This window comes from Bernardetia sp. MNP-M8 (genome assembly GCF_037126285.1).
In the GTDB taxonomy this organism is placed as follows: Bacteria; Bacteroidota; Bacteroidia; order Cytophagales; family Bernardetiaceae; genus Bernardetia.
The window spans coordinates 3461118-3476495 of sequence record NZ_CP147012.1; the positions used below are offsets into that span (position 1 = coordinate 3461118).

The window sequence follows — 15378 nt, forward strand, 5'->3', positions numbered from 1 at the left end:
ATGATATTTAAAGATGAAATGCTACCATTATGAAATTCCTACGGAGTAAATGAGGATGTAGCTTTCTCTTTTTTCTACCAATATACAACTCCTAAAGGAGTAAATAATTCTACTTCATTTATAGACTTACGGCTATAGTGTTCCAACCAATAACATAATATTTAAACTAATTGCTCTAAGGCAATCTCAAAAGAAGTTTCTACTAATCCTGTCTTATTTTTGTTTCTTGAATGTGTTTTTTCAAGTGCATTTTTGATGATAGTTGAAGTATCTTCAAAGATTCCTTCATCAGACATATCTACATCATCGTTGCTCATAAGGTAAGCAAAAACACGAGCCATTCCACAGTTTGCGATAAAATCTGGAATAATTGCTACATTTTTATCAGCATATTCTAATGTTTTACCTAAGAAAATTTCTTTGTCAGCAAAAGGAACATTTGCACCACAAGAAACTACTTCCAAACCACCTTTTATCATTCTTTCAATTTGAGATTGTTGAACCAATCTTGATGCAGCAGCAGGAATAAATATTTCTACACCAAAATCCCAAATTTTTTGTTCTGCTTCTTCGAAAGAAAGCATATTTGTTGCGTTGAGCTGATTTCCGTTTTTATCTAAGAATAATTGCTTGATTTCTTCAAAAGAAAAACCTTCTTCTTTCAGAAGTGCGCCTTCTTTATCCAAAATACCAACAATTTTTACTCCTTTTTGAGCTAAATAAAAAGCTGCTGCACTTGCTACATTTCCCCAACCTTGAATGATTGCTCGTTTTCCTTTATAATCTGCTTCTCCTTTGCCCCAAATATCATAAAAATGAAAAACTCCACAAGCTACACCATAACCTGTTATCATATCAGCAACAGTGTATTTTCTTTGCAGAGAAGGTGTGTAATCTTCGTTTTCCAAAACTTTGACTACACCATAACGAAGTTGTCCGATACGGTTAATTTTTTGTGGTTCTGTTGGCTGAAAGTGTCCTGTAAAAACCCCTTCTTGTGGATGCCAAATACCACAATCTTCTGTAATCGGAATTACTTCATGGATTTCATCGACATTCATATCACCACCTGTTCCATAATAATTTTTCAAAAGTGGTGCTACTGCTTTGTACCAACGATTCAACACTTCTTGCTTACGTGGGTCTTTTGGATCAAAATTGATTCCTGATTTTGCGCCACCAATAGCAGGTCCTGAAACACTAAATTTGATTTCCATGGTTTTGGCAAGTGACTCTACTTCACGCTTGTCTAATCCGACACGCATACGTGTTCCTCCACCTGCTGCACCTCCACGAAGTGAGTTAATGACTACCCAACCCACAGCTTCAGTGTGTTGATCGTGCCATTCAAAAACGATTTCTGGATTTTTGTTCTCAAATTTCTCTAGTAATTCTCTCATAAAATTTTGTGTGTTGTAAATTTAAAAAGGTCTTTTCTACTCTTTAGTAGTAAATAGATTTTCAAAAATACGAATTTTAGTGGGAAAGAAAATATTAAAAAATATTTTGAGTTTAGCCACAATAATCTAAAAAAATAATAAGAAAGACCTATATTTGAAAAAATTAAGTATTAAAATTATTCTAATTACTTGTTCTGTTTGTTTATGTCTATAAAACAACTACTTCTTAAATATTTACCTTTTAAGATGCAAATCATGAAGCATTTTGCAACTTCTTATGATTTAAAAAACAATCATTTTCTAAGTCAGTTTTTGTCCAAACTTCATTATTATTACCCTCCTAAGATGCCTATAACTACTAATTTTGGTATCTCTCCTAACTTAAAATTAGTAGTTGAACCCTCATCTACAGTTAGTTCTGTATATTTATTTGGGACTCCAATGCAATATGATGGAGAAAGAGGTCCTCTTTATCTGTCTTTGTTATTAATGAACAATAAAAAATACTATTTAGATATAGGTTCTCACTATGGTTATTTTAGCTTCTTTTTGAGAACACATTTATCTGAAGATAAAATAATTCATTACTTTGAACCTAATGAATTGCTTTACTCATTCACAGAAAATGCCATTCAAAGTAATAATTTGAAAAATATTTATGGTCATAAGTTTGGAGTAGGAAAAGAATCTGGAGAAACCATATTTTATATCAATCACACTGATAGTTCTTGTTCTAGTTTAAATGATAATTACTCTGATAAACACCAGTTAGAACAGGTTAAGATAAACGTAATTTCACTAAATAATTTTGTTGAGCAAAGTGATATTAATGCATTTGACTGTGTCATCAAAATTGATGTGGAAAATGCTGAATACTTGATTGAAAAAGGAGCAACAAACGTATTCAAAAAAGTAGATTATCTAATTATGGAGGTATTAGGTCCTGCAATAAATGATAAGTTTATTTCACACATGGTAAATGAATATGGTTTTTATGCTTATTATATAAATGATTTTCAGTTAGAATACTGTCCTGATAAAGAGGAAAGTTATATCTATAGTTCTCCTCAATATAATTGGTTATTTACTAGGAGAAAACCAAATGAACTAAAACAAATCGTCAAAAATAGTCATTTTAGAATAAAGGATGATTATAATCAAAAATAACTTAAATATGAGTAATCATTTACTCTTGCAAATCTAGTGAGTATAGAATATTTTTCAATTCTTAATGCTACACAAGATCTTGTTATGATAAGTAAATTTGCAGATAATATTTTTATAAAAATGATATTTTGAAGAATTTTTTAAATTATGAATAACCATTAAACAATTTATTCACGCAAATTAAATCACAAAAATTGCTTTTGCTTCAATTCTTTACGAACTTTGCACCCAAATTCTAGTTAGTTTGTAATTAGTCTAAATAATTAATTTCTATTTAGAAAATACTTTAGACTTCCTTACTTGATAAATTAACGTTTTTCATAAAAAAGAAAATACTCAAAAATGCTCAATATAAACGACTTACAAGCTAGTATAGATACAGGAACTGGCGACAAAGAAATTCTTAAAGGACTTAATCTTGAAGTAAAAGCTGGCGAAGTTCATGCTATTATGGGACCAAACGGTTCAGGAAAAAGTACACTTGCTTCTGTTTTGGCAGGAAGAGAAGAATACGAAGTAACAGGGGGAAGTATCACATTTGAAGGAAAAGACCTTTTAGATCTTGCGCCAGAAGAGCGTGCAGGAGAGGGAATATTTTTAGCTTTTCAATATCCTATCGAAATCCCAGGAGTAAGCAATGCTACTTTTATGAAAACGGCTGTAAACGAAATTCGTAAATACAAAGGAAAAGAAGAATTAGACGCAGTTTCATTTTTGAAATTGATGAAATCAAAAGCTGCTGAAATGGAATTAGATTCTTCACTTTTGACAAGAGCTTTGAATGAAGGTTTTTCGGGTGGAGAGAAGAAAAAGAATGAGATTTTCCAAATGGCAATGTTAGAGCCAAAATTAGCTATCTTGGATGAAACAGATTCAGGACTTGATATTGATGCGCTTAAGATTGTTGCAAATGGCGTTAATCGTTTCAAAAATAAAGATAATGCAGTTATTGTAGTAACTCACTATCAACGACTTTTAGATTATATCGTTCCAGATTTTGTTCACGTTTTATATCAAGGTCGTATCGTAAAATCGGGTACAAAAGAACTCGCTTTGGAGTTGGAAGCAAAAGGCTATGATTGGATAAAGGAAGAAGTTAATTCAGTTACCAGTAAGTAGTAATCAATTACCAGTATTCAGAATTTTACCTCGTTGACGGTTTCATTTGAACCTCAACAACGGTTGATTTAACAAACTTCAAATTTTCCTGCCGTTGTTGGTGTTTTAGCGAAGCAATACCAACAACAAAAAAACCACCATTTATGACAACTACTTTAGACGATATAAAATCTACTTTTTTAGCTCCTTTTGAAGAGTTGGCTGAAAAAGTAAGTGAAAGTAATGAGACAGATAAATTTTCTGTAACCAAAAAGTCAGCTTTAGAAGCTATCGAAAACAATGCTTTTCCGACAACAAGAAACGAAGAATGGAAATTTACAGATATAAAATCCATTCTTTCTAATAAATTTGAATTACAAAGTGAAAATAGTTCTTTAAATTCTGATTTAGATTTGAATGAATTAAACTATTATTTGAATGGTAATAAAGATTTAGACTCTCATGTTCTTGTTTTTATTAATGGACATTTTTCTGAGAAACATTCTAATATAAAAGAAACTAAAGATAAAATTTCTATAAAATCGCTTTCAAATACTGAAACTTCTAGTTCTGCTTTTGAGAAATTTCTTGATAAGTTTCCAAGTACATCTGATAAGGATTCGGTTAGTATTTTTTCTGATATCAATGCAGCTTTTGCTACTGATGGTTACGTTATTGAAATTGCTAACAATCAAGAATTAGAGCTTCCTGTTTTTGTTTATTTTGTAAATGATGCAAGTCAGAAAAATACACTTTCACAGGTCAGAAATTATATTTCTGTGGGAGAAAATAGCCGTTGTACAGTTGTAGAAAACTATATTACAAAAGGCGAAAATCCAAATTTGACAAATGTTTTGACTTCTGTAAATGTAGAGAAATATGGAAATGTAAAGCATTACAAAATACAAGCAGACGCAAAAAGTCAGTTTCAAATAGGCAGCACACATGCTAAGCAAGCTGATAATAGTAGTTTTACAAATACTACAATTTCTTTGGCAGGAAAATTAATCCGTAATGATTTGAGAATTGTTTCTGGAGAACATTGTGAGTCGTTTATGAACGGACTTTATTTGTTGAATGAAAAAACACACGTTGATAATCATACTGTTATTGACCACACAAGACCAAATTCGTACAGTAACGAAACTTACAAAGGCGTTTTGGATGGCAAATCAAGAGCTGTTTTTAACGGAAAAATATTTGTTCGTCAGGCTGCACAAAAAACAAATGCTTTTCAGTCAAATAAAAATGTTTTGCTTTCTGATGATGCTATTTTGAATACAAAACCACAACTTGAAATCTGGGCAGATGATGTAAAATGTTCGCATGGCGCAACAACTGGAAAACTAGATCAAGAAGCGTTATTTTATTTGCAAGCTAGAGGCATTCCGAAACAAAAAGCAAAATCATTATTATTACAAGCCTTTGCTGAAGAGGTTTTGGATAGTATCGAAATTGATGTGTTGAAAGAATTTTTGACAAATGAAATTGAGAATCGTTTGAGTGTATAGATATTTCAAATTTTGATTAAAACTTAAGAATTTTAAATAAATTCTTAGGTTTTTTTGCGATTAAATTTTAAATTATACTTCAATTTTATAAAACAAAATTATGAAGTCAAAAATTTCTAAAAGAAAAATATTTTTAATTTCTATATTCTCAATAGATACATTTCTTTTCTGTATAATCAGTATTATTCTGTTAGCTCTTATTTATTTTACAGATGCAGATGGAAATACAAAAAATATTCTTCCTTTATCTTTACTGCTTTTTATAATGGCTGTTGGTTGGGTTATAGTATTACATTTTTATACTTTATCACTACTAAAAAAAATATTTAATATAATTGAAAGTCAAGGATTTACTATTTATGAGCTTGATTTTAACTCTCCTCCAAAAATAATGATTAAGAAAAATGAAGAAGAGTTTTTCTTAGCCTTAACTTCCATAAGCATTAGAGGAACTTATATTATTGTAGACCAAAAATATGATAAGGATTCATCTTCTATCATAGAAAAGAAAACACTCCACACTCGTTATGATTCTATCAAAAAACTAAATACTATTTTGAAAGAGATGACAGAATAGACAAATACTTTTTGTGCAAAAAGATAGTTTACAAAACAGAAATGGAGTGATTTTATAAAATACTTTTCAAAAAAGCCTAAGAATTTGTAAATTAATTCTTAGGCTTTTTTTGTAAACTAAAATTTTGTGTTTTCTAACTTCTCACACTAGAACGCAAGTAAGCATGACGAATCGCTACTTCTTTTTCAATTACTTGGCAAAAACTAGCAAAAGGTTCGTGTTCATTGTCTATGAGCTTAGAAACTGTATTGAAAAACTCTGAATGTTCTTCATTTTCATATTTAGCTTCTGCTACCGAAACTTCATATTTGCCTTCATTATACATACGAAGCGAAAGACAATCCAAATTATCATCTACTAGTACGACTGCACCACCATGAAAGGCTTGCTGCTCAACTGTATCGACAACCCAACCTCCATCATTGTATACTTTTACAGCTTGTGGAAATCCTCCAAATGTCATCATTTTTTCAAAAGGTTTGTGAGTATGTCCAAAAATAAAGCTCAAATAAGGAGGGATTTGTCCCATTTCATCTTTCATTTGTGATAACACAGGCTTTTCAATAAAATCGGTTAATCCTGCTTTTGTTTTGTCGTCTAATACTTTATGAGGCACTCCACGTTCAGAGTTTGCAATTTTTTCAAAGACTTCTCCCAAAATCCATTTTAATGCTCCTTCTGTTGCTATTTCTTTGATTTTGTTTTTCTGCCAACGTTCTGCAATACTTTCAGATAGATTATCAGTTAGCTTTCGGACTTCTTTTGGGTCTTGCATTTTGTTATAAATTGCTTCAATATCTTTTCCTACTTCTCCAGAACGACCCATTGTCGACCAAAAAAAATCTATCCAAGCAAAATTTTCAGCTTCGATATCCCACATATCTTGAGGACGCAAACGGTCAGGAAAAATCATTGTTTTTAGGTCTGACATAAGCGTATAAAGCGATTCTATATAATGCCCGTGTGAAAAAATTACGCCTTTACTTTTATTTTCATTGGTTACAATATAACTTGGATAGATAGTCGAAACACAAACACATGCCTCTTTCAAATGTGGTTGTCTGTGCATAATTCCATTCATAAAATAATCAGGAATGGGATTTGGGTTATACATTTTGGTAGTGTGCCAAGGAATAGGCAAATAACTATCTGGTGCTAACGTTTCAATATAATTAATATATTGGGTTTCTCTAGCTTTTTCCCACAAATGATGGTCATGATTTCCAGGTAGAAAATGCAATTCTGTATCAAAAACCCACTCTTCTTGAGCTTTATCAGCAGGAAAAATTAGTTTGATAAACTGTTCGAAAGCCATTGCTGTTTCATTTGTATTGGAAAGAGCAAGTTCCATTATATCTCCATTCAAAATGAGTTTTGGCTTTTTTGTACCTTTTGGATTGGTTTCAGAAATAATTTTATCCATACATTTTACCCATTCTGCAAGCGTTGGACTGGGTTTTTGTGGGTCAATTCGAAAGCTATTTGGATTGACATAAGTCATCAAACTTGAAGCAGCACCTAAATGTAGGTCAGAAACACAAACATAATTTATCATTGTAATAAGGTAGTTAAGTAATTGAATGCTAATTTTATTTTCCTTGTAAAATCCAAAAATAAAATGAGTTTTGCAAGATTTTGAGTGAAGTCATTTCTTATAGATTTTTTTCGATAAAAATTAGATTTTTAATGAAAAAATACTTGTTTTTTGATAGAAAGCCGTATCTTTGTGGTCTTAATCAAAAAGTTAAAATCAAGTGAAAGACTTACGCACTTTCGAAATTGACATTATTGCGCTCAAATTAGGTTCGCATTCTTTTACATTCAAATTAGACAATGAATTCTTTGCTTATGTCAAGGAGCATCTAAATGGATTTATTGAAAAAGGAGATTGTAATGCAGAAGTCATTCTCGAAAAAAACGAACAACTTATTCGTGCTACTTTAATTATTGACGGTACTGTAGAGCTGGTCTGTGACCGTTCTTTAGACGAGTTTGATTATGAAGTAGATGTCGAAGATACAATTCTCTATAAATATAGTGAGGAAGAGCGAGAACTTACTGAAGAGATTGTTTTGATAACTCGTAGAACACCAAGCATTAATGTAGGTGAGCTTTTGTATGAGTTTTTGATGTTGGATATTCCAATGAAGAAGTTGCACCCTCGTTTTTGGGAGGAAGAAGATGGATATTCGGATGATGATTCAGATGAATATACAGAAAGTGGAGATTTGGATAATTTGGATGACGAAGAGTCAGACAAAAAAGCAAAAAAAATCAATTTCATTTACTCTTCTGAAACAGATAAAAAATCAGAGGACAAATCAGGAGATAAAAAGGATAGTAAGAATAAAACTACACCTTCTTCTGAAGACGAAAAAATAGACCCACGTTGGAGTATTTTGAAAAACTTAAAGAATAATCAAAATTAGATTTTTGATGTTTTTCAAGATATAGAAACAGGTCTTTAAAAATATTGTTGAACCTTAAATAGAAAGATATAGATGAGAAAAAAAGTGAAAATAGAGAGAAAACTAGCTTTTAATTCTGTTTTTACACAAAAAATTTTCATCTTTGCAGTCTTTCTTTAAAAATTTAGTAAAAATCTTATGGCACATCCTAAAAGTCGAATTTCTACAACACGCCGTGATAAGCGTCGTACGCACCACAAATGTGAGGCTAAATCAATCTCTATTTGTCCAACTACAGGCGAGGCGCATTTGATGCACCGTGCTTATTATCACGAAGGTAATCTTTATCTTAAAGGTAAAATGATTGCAGAATTTGCAAAAGAAGTAGTAGTAGATGAAGACGAAGATTAATATCTAGTCCTTATTTTATTATCTCAAGAAGCTAACCTTATTTTTTATTGAAACAAAACAATAGAAAATAAGGTTTTTTTGTGGATTCTAGTTTTTTAAAATTACTTACCATTTCTTTAAATTAAAATGCTCAAAATTGCTTTTGCTCCTATTTATGCACATCCATTACCTCAAAGTCATCGTTTTCCAATGGAAAAGTATAATTTGTTACCCAAACTACTTCTTGAGGAAGGAACTATAATCCAAGAAAATTTTTTTGAAGCAATCCCTATTTCAGAAGAAAAAATTCTCAGAGCACATACTTTAGAGTATTGGAACAAATTAAAAAATGTTTCTATAACACGAAAAGAAGAACGATTGATTGGTTTTCCAATCTCTAAAAGGCTAATCAGGAGAGAAATTACAATTGCAGGAGGAACAATCCAAAATACAGAATTTGCCTTGAAATATGGTATTAGTATGAACATTGCAGGAGGAACACATCATTCTTTTACCGAACATGGAGAAGGTTTTTGTCTTCTAAATGATATTGCCTTAGGGGCATATCATTTGATGGACGAGCATAATTTTGATAAAATTTTGGTGGTAGATTTGGATGTGCATCAAGGAAATGGAACAGCAGAAATTTTTGAGAATGAAAAAAGAGTTTTTACTTTTAGTATGCATGGGGCAAAAAATTATCCTTACAAAAAAGAAAAATCAGACTTAGACATTGAGCTAGAAGATGGGACAGATGATAAAACCTATTTAAAAATTTTAAAAGAAACTTTACCCAAACTTATCGAAGAACAAGAACCTCAATTTATATTTTTTCAATCAGGTGTAGATATACTTGAAACTGATAAATTAGGGCGTTTGGGAATGACTTTACAAGGCTGCCGAGAACGAGATTTGTTTGTTTTTGAGCAGTGTAAAAAGAACACTATTCCTGTGTGTGTCAGTATGGGAGGAGGATATTCACCAAATATTACTGATATTGTAGAAGCTCATGCAAATACATATAGATTGGCTCAAGAAATTTATTTTTAACAAAGTAGAGCTTTCAAAAAGCTATTCGCTTAGGAACAATTACGAATTAAAAATTACGAATTACGAATTTAATGCATTGATTTTCAGTAAGTTATTTGTTGTAAAATAGTTGTTTATTTAATTTCTATTAGTTATCAAATTTTATGTCGTTATTTCTTTGGTATACTATATCTGACCGATTTATCAATTCTAAATCTCAATAAGTTTGAATACAGGATTTAGTTTTGTGCTAATTTTCTACTAAAACAAAATGAAACAATTTTATTTTGAAAACTGCTCTTATTTTTCAAACTTTGGATAAAATATAATCTTTTTACTCAGATTATAAAAAAGTTACAAACAAACACGTAAATAAACATTAAAAATGAATAAAGTCTATCCCAACGCAGAGGCTGCCCTTGAAGGCATTGAAGACAACATGACACTTATGTTAGGTGGTTTTGGTCTTTGTGGAATTCCTGAAAATTCTATTACTGCCCTTGTTAAAAGTGGCGTAAAAGGTCTTACTTGTATCTCAAATAATGCAGGTGTAGATGATTTTGGTATTGGACTTATGCTCCAAAAACGCCAAGTAAAGAAAATGATTTCTTCGTATGTAGGAGAAAATGCCGAATTTGAAAGACAACTTCTATCAGGCGAATTAGAAGTAGATTTAATCCCACAAGGAACTCTAGCCGAAAGATGCCGAGCTGGTGGCGCAGGAATTCCTGCATTTTTTACGCCAGCAGGATTTGGAACAGAAGTAGCCGAAGGCAAAGAAACTAGAGAATACAATGGTAAAATGTATGTTTTGGAGGAAGCTCTTTATGCAGATTTTGCTTTTGTAAAAGCGTGGAAAGGTGACAAGCAAGGAAACCTTATTTTCAAAGGAACAGCCAGAAATTTTAATCCAATGATGGCAATGGCTGGAAAAATTACGGTTGTAGAAGTAGAAGAATTGGTAGAAAATGGAGAATTAGACCCTAATTTTATCCATACCCCAGGAATTTTTGTACAACGCATTTTTGAAGGAAAGAATTATGAAAAACGTATTGAAAAGCGTACAGTTAATGAAAAATGATGAATTGAGAATGGTAAATTATGAAAGAATTACTATTCTAGTATCATTTATAAATTAGTTTCTCAATTATCAATTTTCAACTATCAATTAAAATATTATGTTAGATAAATTTGGAATCGCAAAACGCATTGCACAAGAGTTGCAAGATGGTTTTTATGTCAATTTAGGAATCGGAATTCCTACTCTAGTTTCTAATTATGTACCAAAAGGAATTGATGTAGTTCTTCAATCTGAAAATGGGCTTTTAGGAATGGGACCTTATCCAACCGAAGAAAATGTTGATGCAGACCTTATCAATGCAGGAAAAGAAACGGTTACAACACTTGCAGGTTCTTCAATTTTTGATTCTTCTATGAGCTTTGCCATGATTCGTGGTGGACATGTCGATTTGACTGTTTTGGGAGCTATGGAAGTTTCTGAAAATGGAGATATTGCCAACTGGAAAATTCCTAAAGTAATGGTAAAAGGAATGGGGGGGGCAATGGATTTGGTAGCTTCTGCTCAAAATATCATTGTTGCTATGATGCACACCAACAAAAAAGGAGAATCAAAAATCTTGAAAAAATGTAGCTTGCCTATTACAGGATTAAATTGTGTCAAAAAAATTGTTACTAATTTGGCTGTTTTGGATGTTACAGAGGAAGGGTTTGTTTTGCGTGAACGTGCGCCAAATGTAAGTGTAGAAGAAATTAAGGCTGCAACAGAAGGGAAATTGATTATTCCTGATAATGTGCCTGAAATGAAGATATAATTAGTATTAAACCTATAAGGTTTTCAGAACCTTATAGGTTTATTTAATAAACTACTCAAAAAATCCATGAAAAATATTCTTATACTAATTTTTGTTGCTTTATTCTTATTGCAAGGTTGTTATATACCAAACTCTAATAATAGTGAAAGTCAATTAGTAGATAAAAATTACGAAGAAAATATAAATGAAGAACGTGAAAATAAAGGTAGTACAAAAGTAAAAATTTCAAGTACAGAAAAAACAATACAAGAAAAATATAACTCTATACAGGATAGACTTATTCTCCCTTCTTTTAAAAGTCAATTATCTTGGCACACAGATGGAGACAAAACAGGTAGACACCATTATATGAAACCATCTTCTTATGATATGATGCCTAATGAAAATATTGCTCATAAAAGTATTGAAGAAGCATTGAAAAATCCTTTGGAAGTTGTTTACTTATTTTTAAGTAATCAAAAAATGAGAAAGTTACCAAAGGAGATTGTTCAGCTCCAAAATGTGGAACGTATTGAGTTCATGGAGGAAAGTTTTCAAGACCTAAGTAATGATTTTGAACTTTTAGCTCAGTTGCCTAAACTAAAATATTTAGGGTTTAATGGGTGTGATTTGAGGTCTTTCCCTTCTACAATTTCTAAACTTAGAAACTTAGAAGTCCTCACTTTCCATAGGAGTAATCTACCTTCTTTACCAAATGAGATTTGTAATTTAGAAAACTTACTTGATCTATACTTATATAATAATCGCACTTTCTCAAAACTTCCTGATAGCATAGGCAAACTCAAAAATTTAGAAGTTTTAGGAGTAGCAGGGACAAGTTTAAAAACATTTCCAGAATCTATCGGTGATTGTGATAGGCTTCTTCATATCACTGCCAATGCTTGTAAACTAGAAAAATTACCAAACTCTTTTGGAAATTTAAAAAATCTATTCTTTATCAATTTTGGATATAATAAAATAAAAGAATTACCCGAAACTTTTGGTAATTTGAAAAGACTTAGAATAGCTTGGTTAGGGCATAATAAATTAAAATCTTTACCTGAAAATTTTAGTAAACTAGATAATTTGATTACCTGCAGTTTGACAGGGAATAAGTTTACAGAGTTTCCTATGCAGCTTTTAGAGCTTAAAAATCTCTTGGGAATCACTCTTAATGAAAATCAATTTAACTACATTCCTTTGGAAGTTGCAGAGATGAAATACGTCGACCAAATTCTTTTTGATTCTGTCGATATTCGTCAAAGTAATTTAGACAGTATTGCTGTTTTGAATCCAAACATAAGATTGTGGAAACAATAGTATATTTTAATGAGCTAAATTACTACATTTGCTATACGAACATATACCTCTGATAAGTTTAAAAGAAAGAAAATTCAATGAAAGAAAAATCAGTCGAACCATTACGCCCTCTTGTGCTTCTTTTTTATATTACTTGTATTTCGCTCGTAATAATGGTGCTTTCGCCTGTCGAAATTCCTATGAGTGAGAGTTTTACAATGAATGTTTTTACGCTTGATGATTTAAGTCCACTTCCTGATACAACCAAAAAGGAACTTGATTTTATTGCAGATATTCAGAGTAAAGTAGAAAATGCAGAAACTGTTCTTGTCGATACATTAGATTTTTCAGATGAAGACTCATTAAATTATGTCCAAGTAGAAGATACTGTTTTGCAAGAAGAGCGTTATGAGCCAGTTGTTCCTGCTCGTCAGGCAATAGAATTTCCACCCAACAATCCTGATGCGCTCAATGCTTTTTTTGCTTCTTTGCAATCTCTTTCTAAAAAGCCTAATCTGATTCGAATTCTTCATTATGGAGATTCACAGATTGAAGGCGACCGTATTAGTTCCTATTTAAGAGAACGTTTTCAACATCGTTTTGGAGGTTGTGGTGTGGGACTTGTTCCTGTGTATGTACGTGGAAATGTACGTGCTACACTTTTTACTAGTTATTCTCCCAATTGGACAAAATATGCTTATATAGACCAAAAGAAAAATCCTCGTCATAATAAATTAGGACTTCTGACAGAATACGATCGTTTTACAAATCCTACTGCTCATGACGATTCTCTGCATTCAGAAATGAAACACGCTTGGGTTCGTTTTACTGATCCAAAACTAGGACACAAAAAAGCGACAACTATTGAAAATGTAAAATTTATTTATCGTTCTCCATCTGCACCTTTGGCTTTTCAACTCAACTTGAATGGAGATGAAGTAATTGATAAATTAGACCTTCCAACAAATGAAAATTTGGCTATTCATAAAGTTCCTTTAAAAACTAATTTTAATAAAATACAGGTTCATTTGGGAAGTAAAGGAAATCCTGAAATTTTGGGAGTTGCTTTTGATTGTAATACAGGGGTTGCTTTGGATAATGTTTCTATTCGTGGAAGTTCGGGTTTTGAGATTCCTCGCATGAATCGTGATTTTATGAAGCAACAAGTAGAAGCTCTTCAAGTAAAGTTGATTGTTGTACAGTTTGGTGTCAACATTAGTGGAGAAGGGAATTATAGTCTTTCATATTATGAAAGAATGTTTTATCGTCAGTATAATTATTTAAAATCTTTGCATCCTGATGCTTGTGTTTTGGTGGTAAGTGTTTCGGATAGAGCCAGAAAAAAAGGAACTCATTTTGAATCATATCCAAGTGTAGAAGTAATCAGACAAGCTCAAAAGAATGCAGCTATGAAAGCAGGATGTGCATTTTGGGATTTGCGTGATGCTATGGGAGGTCAAAATTCGATGAGTTCTTGGGTAAATAATAAACCTTCATTAGCTCAAAGTGATTATACACATTTTAATGCAAGAGGCGCAAAACTAGTAGGCGAAATGCTTTACAATGCTCTCAATAATGCCTATGATGATTATAAAAAGCAAGTTCAGTAAAAAGTAGGAACAAATCGTATTGCGAAACAAAAAACATTTATACATTCCTATTTTTTGAGTTTGATAATTGACTGAACCTACTTTCCAGTAGCCTTTTGCTCCTCTAAAAGTAGGATTTCTAATTTCATATTTTAACCGTAAACGAGGCTTGAAGCCGTCGTTTAGGAGAGGTAATGGCTTTTGAAATTACAGCAGCAAATAAGGCTGATAATAACCACAATCTACTCAAAAATTTATTAAAAAATTTGAAAGGAAATTGCTTTGGTGATAAAGGGTATTTGACAAAACTTTGGGAACAACTCTATGAAAAGGGACTTAAAATGATAACTAAAACAAAAAAAAATATGAAGAATCAACTCATCACATTGAAAGAAAAATACACACTTAGAAAAAGAGCCATTATTGAATCTGTAAATGATATTTTAATTTCCGTTTTTGACGTAGAACATTCTAGACATAGGAAGCCTATAAACGCATTTACGCATATGGCAGCTACAATAGTAGCTTATCATTTCTACCCAGAAAAACCTAGAATATTTGTACCTAAATAATACCGAGTTCACGTTAAATAATAAATCACTCTCTATCCTTCAAATATTTAAGCAAATCCACCAAATGCTGTTCAGCATGACTACGCATAAATAATTCAAAATACCATAAAGCTTCCTCTACATTTGTATTTTCAAAATACCATTTTACTTTCAACATATCTATAATTATATCTGTCAAATCATCAATGGCATCTCCTATTGCTAGATTACTTTCTTTCCATGTTTCATTTATTTCTATCGTAGTGCTATACCAACCCAAATTTGGAAAGTTACTCTCTACAATTTTTCTTGTTTCTTTGTAATCAAAATTAGGTGGTTCAATTTCATTATCATCTTTATCATCTTCTTCCAGTTGAGAAGAATTACTATTTAGATAATGAGCATAAATTTCTACCAATAATTTTTTGAGTTCAAGAATTTTATCTTCACATTCTACTTTTGGATTTGTTCCAAATTCTGTAAGTCTATTGATTAAATTTGTAAGGTTATTTAGATTCATTTTTGTAAAAACTAAATTGGTAGAAAAA

General features: G+C 31.5%; 15 protein-coding genes. 12 read left to right on the forward strand and 3 right to left on the reverse strand.

Going from position 1 to position 15378, the window contains the following annotated elements; genetic code table 11:
- Positions 1 to 161 precede the first annotated feature (161 nt).
- On the reverse strand, positions 162 to 1400 hold the full coding sequence (locus V9L04_RS14125) for a Glu/Leu/Phe/Val dehydrogenase dimerization domain-containing protein (RefSeq protein ID WP_338790465.1): 1239 nt from the start codon (positions 1398 to 1400) through the stop codon (positions 162 to 164).
- Positions 1401 to 1655: 255 nt separating this feature from the next.
- Here V9L04_RS14125 and V9L04_RS14130 point away from each other — a divergent pair, with 255 nt between their 5' ends.
- The 4 genes from V9L04_RS14130 (at position 1656) to V9L04_RS14145 (ending at position 5753) form a co-directional block, all read left to right on the forward strand.
- A complete protein-coding gene (locus V9L04_RS14130; RefSeq protein ID WP_338790466.1) occupies positions 1656 to 2567 on the forward strand; it encodes an FkbM family methyltransferase in 912 nt (303 codons plus the stop codon).
- A 342-nt stretch (positions 2568 to 2909) separates the two neighbouring features.
- Positions 2910 to 3686, forward strand: a complete 777-nt coding sequence (gene sufC / locus V9L04_RS14135; protein ID WP_338790467.1) for a Fe-S cluster assembly ATPase SufC — start codon at positions 2910 to 2912, stop codon at positions 3684 to 3686.
- Positions 3687 to 3829: 143 nt separating this feature from the next.
- Positions 3830 to 5176: a Fe-S cluster assembly protein SufD gene (gene sufD / locus V9L04_RS14140; RefSeq protein ID WP_338790468.1), complete on the forward strand. Its 1347-nt coding sequence runs from the start codon at positions 3830 to 3832 to the stop codon at positions 5174 to 5176.
- A gap of 100 nt (positions 5177 to 5276) precedes the next feature.
- Complete coding sequence (locus V9L04_RS14145; RefSeq protein ID WP_338790469.1) at positions 5277 to 5753, forward strand: hypothetical protein; 477 nt, start codon at positions 5277 to 5279, stop codon at positions 5751 to 5753.
- A gap of 133 nt (positions 5754 to 5886) precedes the next feature.
- On the opposite strand, the gene V9L04_RS14150 is transcribed toward V9L04_RS14145, so the two are convergent.
- A complete protein-coding gene (locus V9L04_RS14150; protein ID WP_338790470.1) occupies positions 5887 to 7308 on the reverse strand; it encodes a metallophosphoesterase in 1422 nt (473 codons plus the stop codon).
- Positions 7309 to 7507: 199 nt separating this feature from the next.
- Between V9L04_RS14150 and V9L04_RS14155 the strand changes: the two genes are divergently transcribed.
- From V9L04_RS14155 to V9L04_RS14190, 8 genes are all read left to right on the forward strand, one after another.
- Positions 7508 to 8182, forward strand: coding sequence for a YceD family protein (locus V9L04_RS14155; RefSeq protein WP_338790471.1), 675 nt, complete (start codon positions 7508 to 7510; stop codon positions 8180 to 8182).
- Positions 8183 to 8359: 177 nt separating this feature from the next.
- Positions 8360 to 8572: a 50S ribosomal protein L32 gene (rpmF, locus tag V9L04_RS14160; RefSeq protein ID WP_338790473.1), complete on the forward strand. Its 213-nt coding sequence runs from the start codon at positions 8360 to 8362 to the stop codon at positions 8570 to 8572.
- Positions 8573 to 8698: 126 nt separating this feature from the next.
- Positions 8699 to 9601: a histone deacetylase gene (locus V9L04_RS14165; RefSeq protein WP_338790474.1), complete on the forward strand. Its 903-nt coding sequence runs from the start codon at positions 8699 to 8701 to the stop codon at positions 9599 to 9601.
- 364 nt (positions 9602 to 9965) lie between these two features.
- Positions 9966 to 10661, forward strand: a complete 696-nt coding sequence (locus tag V9L04_RS14170) for a CoA transferase subunit A (protein WP_338790475.1) — start codon at positions 9966 to 9968, stop codon at positions 10659 to 10661.
- 94 nt (positions 10662 to 10755) lie between these two features.
- Positions 10756 to 11412, forward strand: a complete 657-nt coding sequence (locus tag V9L04_RS14175) for a 3-oxoacid CoA-transferase subunit B (RefSeq protein WP_338794204.1) — start codon at positions 10756 to 10758, stop codon at positions 11410 to 11412.
- Positions 11413 to 11478: 66 nt separating this feature from the next.
- Positions 11479 to 12711, forward strand: coding sequence for a leucine-rich repeat domain-containing protein (locus V9L04_RS14180; RefSeq protein ID WP_338790476.1), 1233 nt, complete (start codon positions 11479 to 11481; stop codon positions 12709 to 12711).
- A 77-nt stretch (positions 12712 to 12788) separates the two neighbouring features.
- Positions 12789 to 14300, forward strand: a complete 1512-nt coding sequence (locus V9L04_RS14185; protein WP_338790477.1) for a GDSL-type esterase/lipase family protein — start codon at positions 12789 to 12791, stop codon at positions 14298 to 14300.
- 173 nt (positions 14301 to 14473) lie between these two features.
- Complete coding sequence (locus V9L04_RS14190; RefSeq protein ID WP_338790478.1) at positions 14474 to 14851, forward strand: transposase; 378 nt, start codon at positions 14474 to 14476, stop codon at positions 14849 to 14851.
- 25 nt (positions 14852 to 14876) lie between these two features.
- On the opposite strand, the gene V9L04_RS14195 is transcribed toward V9L04_RS14190, so the two are convergent.
- Positions 14877 to 15350, reverse strand: coding sequence for a hypothetical protein (locus V9L04_RS14195; protein ID WP_338790480.1), 474 nt, complete (start codon positions 15348 to 15350; stop codon positions 14877 to 14879).
- Between the last annotated feature and the right edge of the window lie 28 nt (positions 15351 to 15378).

What these genes read in the sequence shown, in the direction of transcription:
- V9L04_RS14195 (WP_338790480.1), bottom strand. Translation starts at nt 15,350, where the DNA reads ATGAATCTAAATAACCTTACAAATTTAATCAATAGACTTACAGAATTT.
- V9L04_RS14125 (WP_338790465.1), bottom strand. Translation starts at nt 1,400, where the DNA reads ATGAGAGAATTACTAGAGAAATTTGAGAACAAAAATCCAGAAATCGTT.
- V9L04_RS14185 (WP_338790477.1), top strand. Translation starts at nt 12,789, where the DNA reads ATGAAAGAAAAATCAGTCGAACCATTACGCCCTCTTGTGCTTCTTTTT.
- sufC (WP_338790467.1), top strand. Translation starts at nt 2,910, where the DNA reads ATGCTCAATATAAACGACTTACAAGCTAGTATAGATACAGGAACTGGC.
- V9L04_RS14190 (WP_338790478.1), top strand. Translation starts at nt 14,474, where the DNA reads ATGGCTTTTGAAATTACAGCAGCAAATAAGGCTGATAATAACCACAAT.
- rpmF (WP_338790473.1), top strand. Translation starts at nt 8,360, where the DNA reads ATGGCACATCCTAAAAGTCGAATTTCTACAACACGCCGTGATAAGCGT.
- V9L04_RS14170 (WP_338790475.1), top strand. Translation starts at nt 9,966, where the DNA reads ATGAATAAAGTCTATCCCAACGCAGAGGCTGCCCTTGAAGGCATTGAA.
- V9L04_RS14180 (WP_338790476.1), top strand. Translation starts at nt 11,479, where the DNA reads ATGAAAAATATTCTTATACTAATTTTTGTTGCTTTATTCTTATTGCAA.
- V9L04_RS14165 (WP_338790474.1), top strand. Translation starts at nt 8,699, where the DNA reads ATGCTCAAAATTGCTTTTGCTCCTATTTATGCACATCCATTACCTCAA.
- V9L04_RS14150 (WP_338790470.1), bottom strand. Translation starts at nt 7,308, where the DNA reads ATGATAAATTATGTTTGTGTTTCTGACCTACATTTAGGTGCTGCTTCA.
- V9L04_RS14145 (WP_338790469.1), top strand. Translation starts at nt 5,277, where the DNA reads ATGAAGTCAAAAATTTCTAAAAGAAAAATATTTTTAATTTCTATATTC.
- V9L04_RS14130 (WP_338790466.1), top strand. Translation starts at nt 1,656, where the DNA reads ATGAAGCATTTTGCAACTTCTTATGATTTAAAAAACAATCATTTTCTA.
- sufD (WP_338790468.1), top strand. Translation starts at nt 3,830, where the DNA reads ATGACAACTACTTTAGACGATATAAAATCTACTTTTTTAGCTCCTTTT.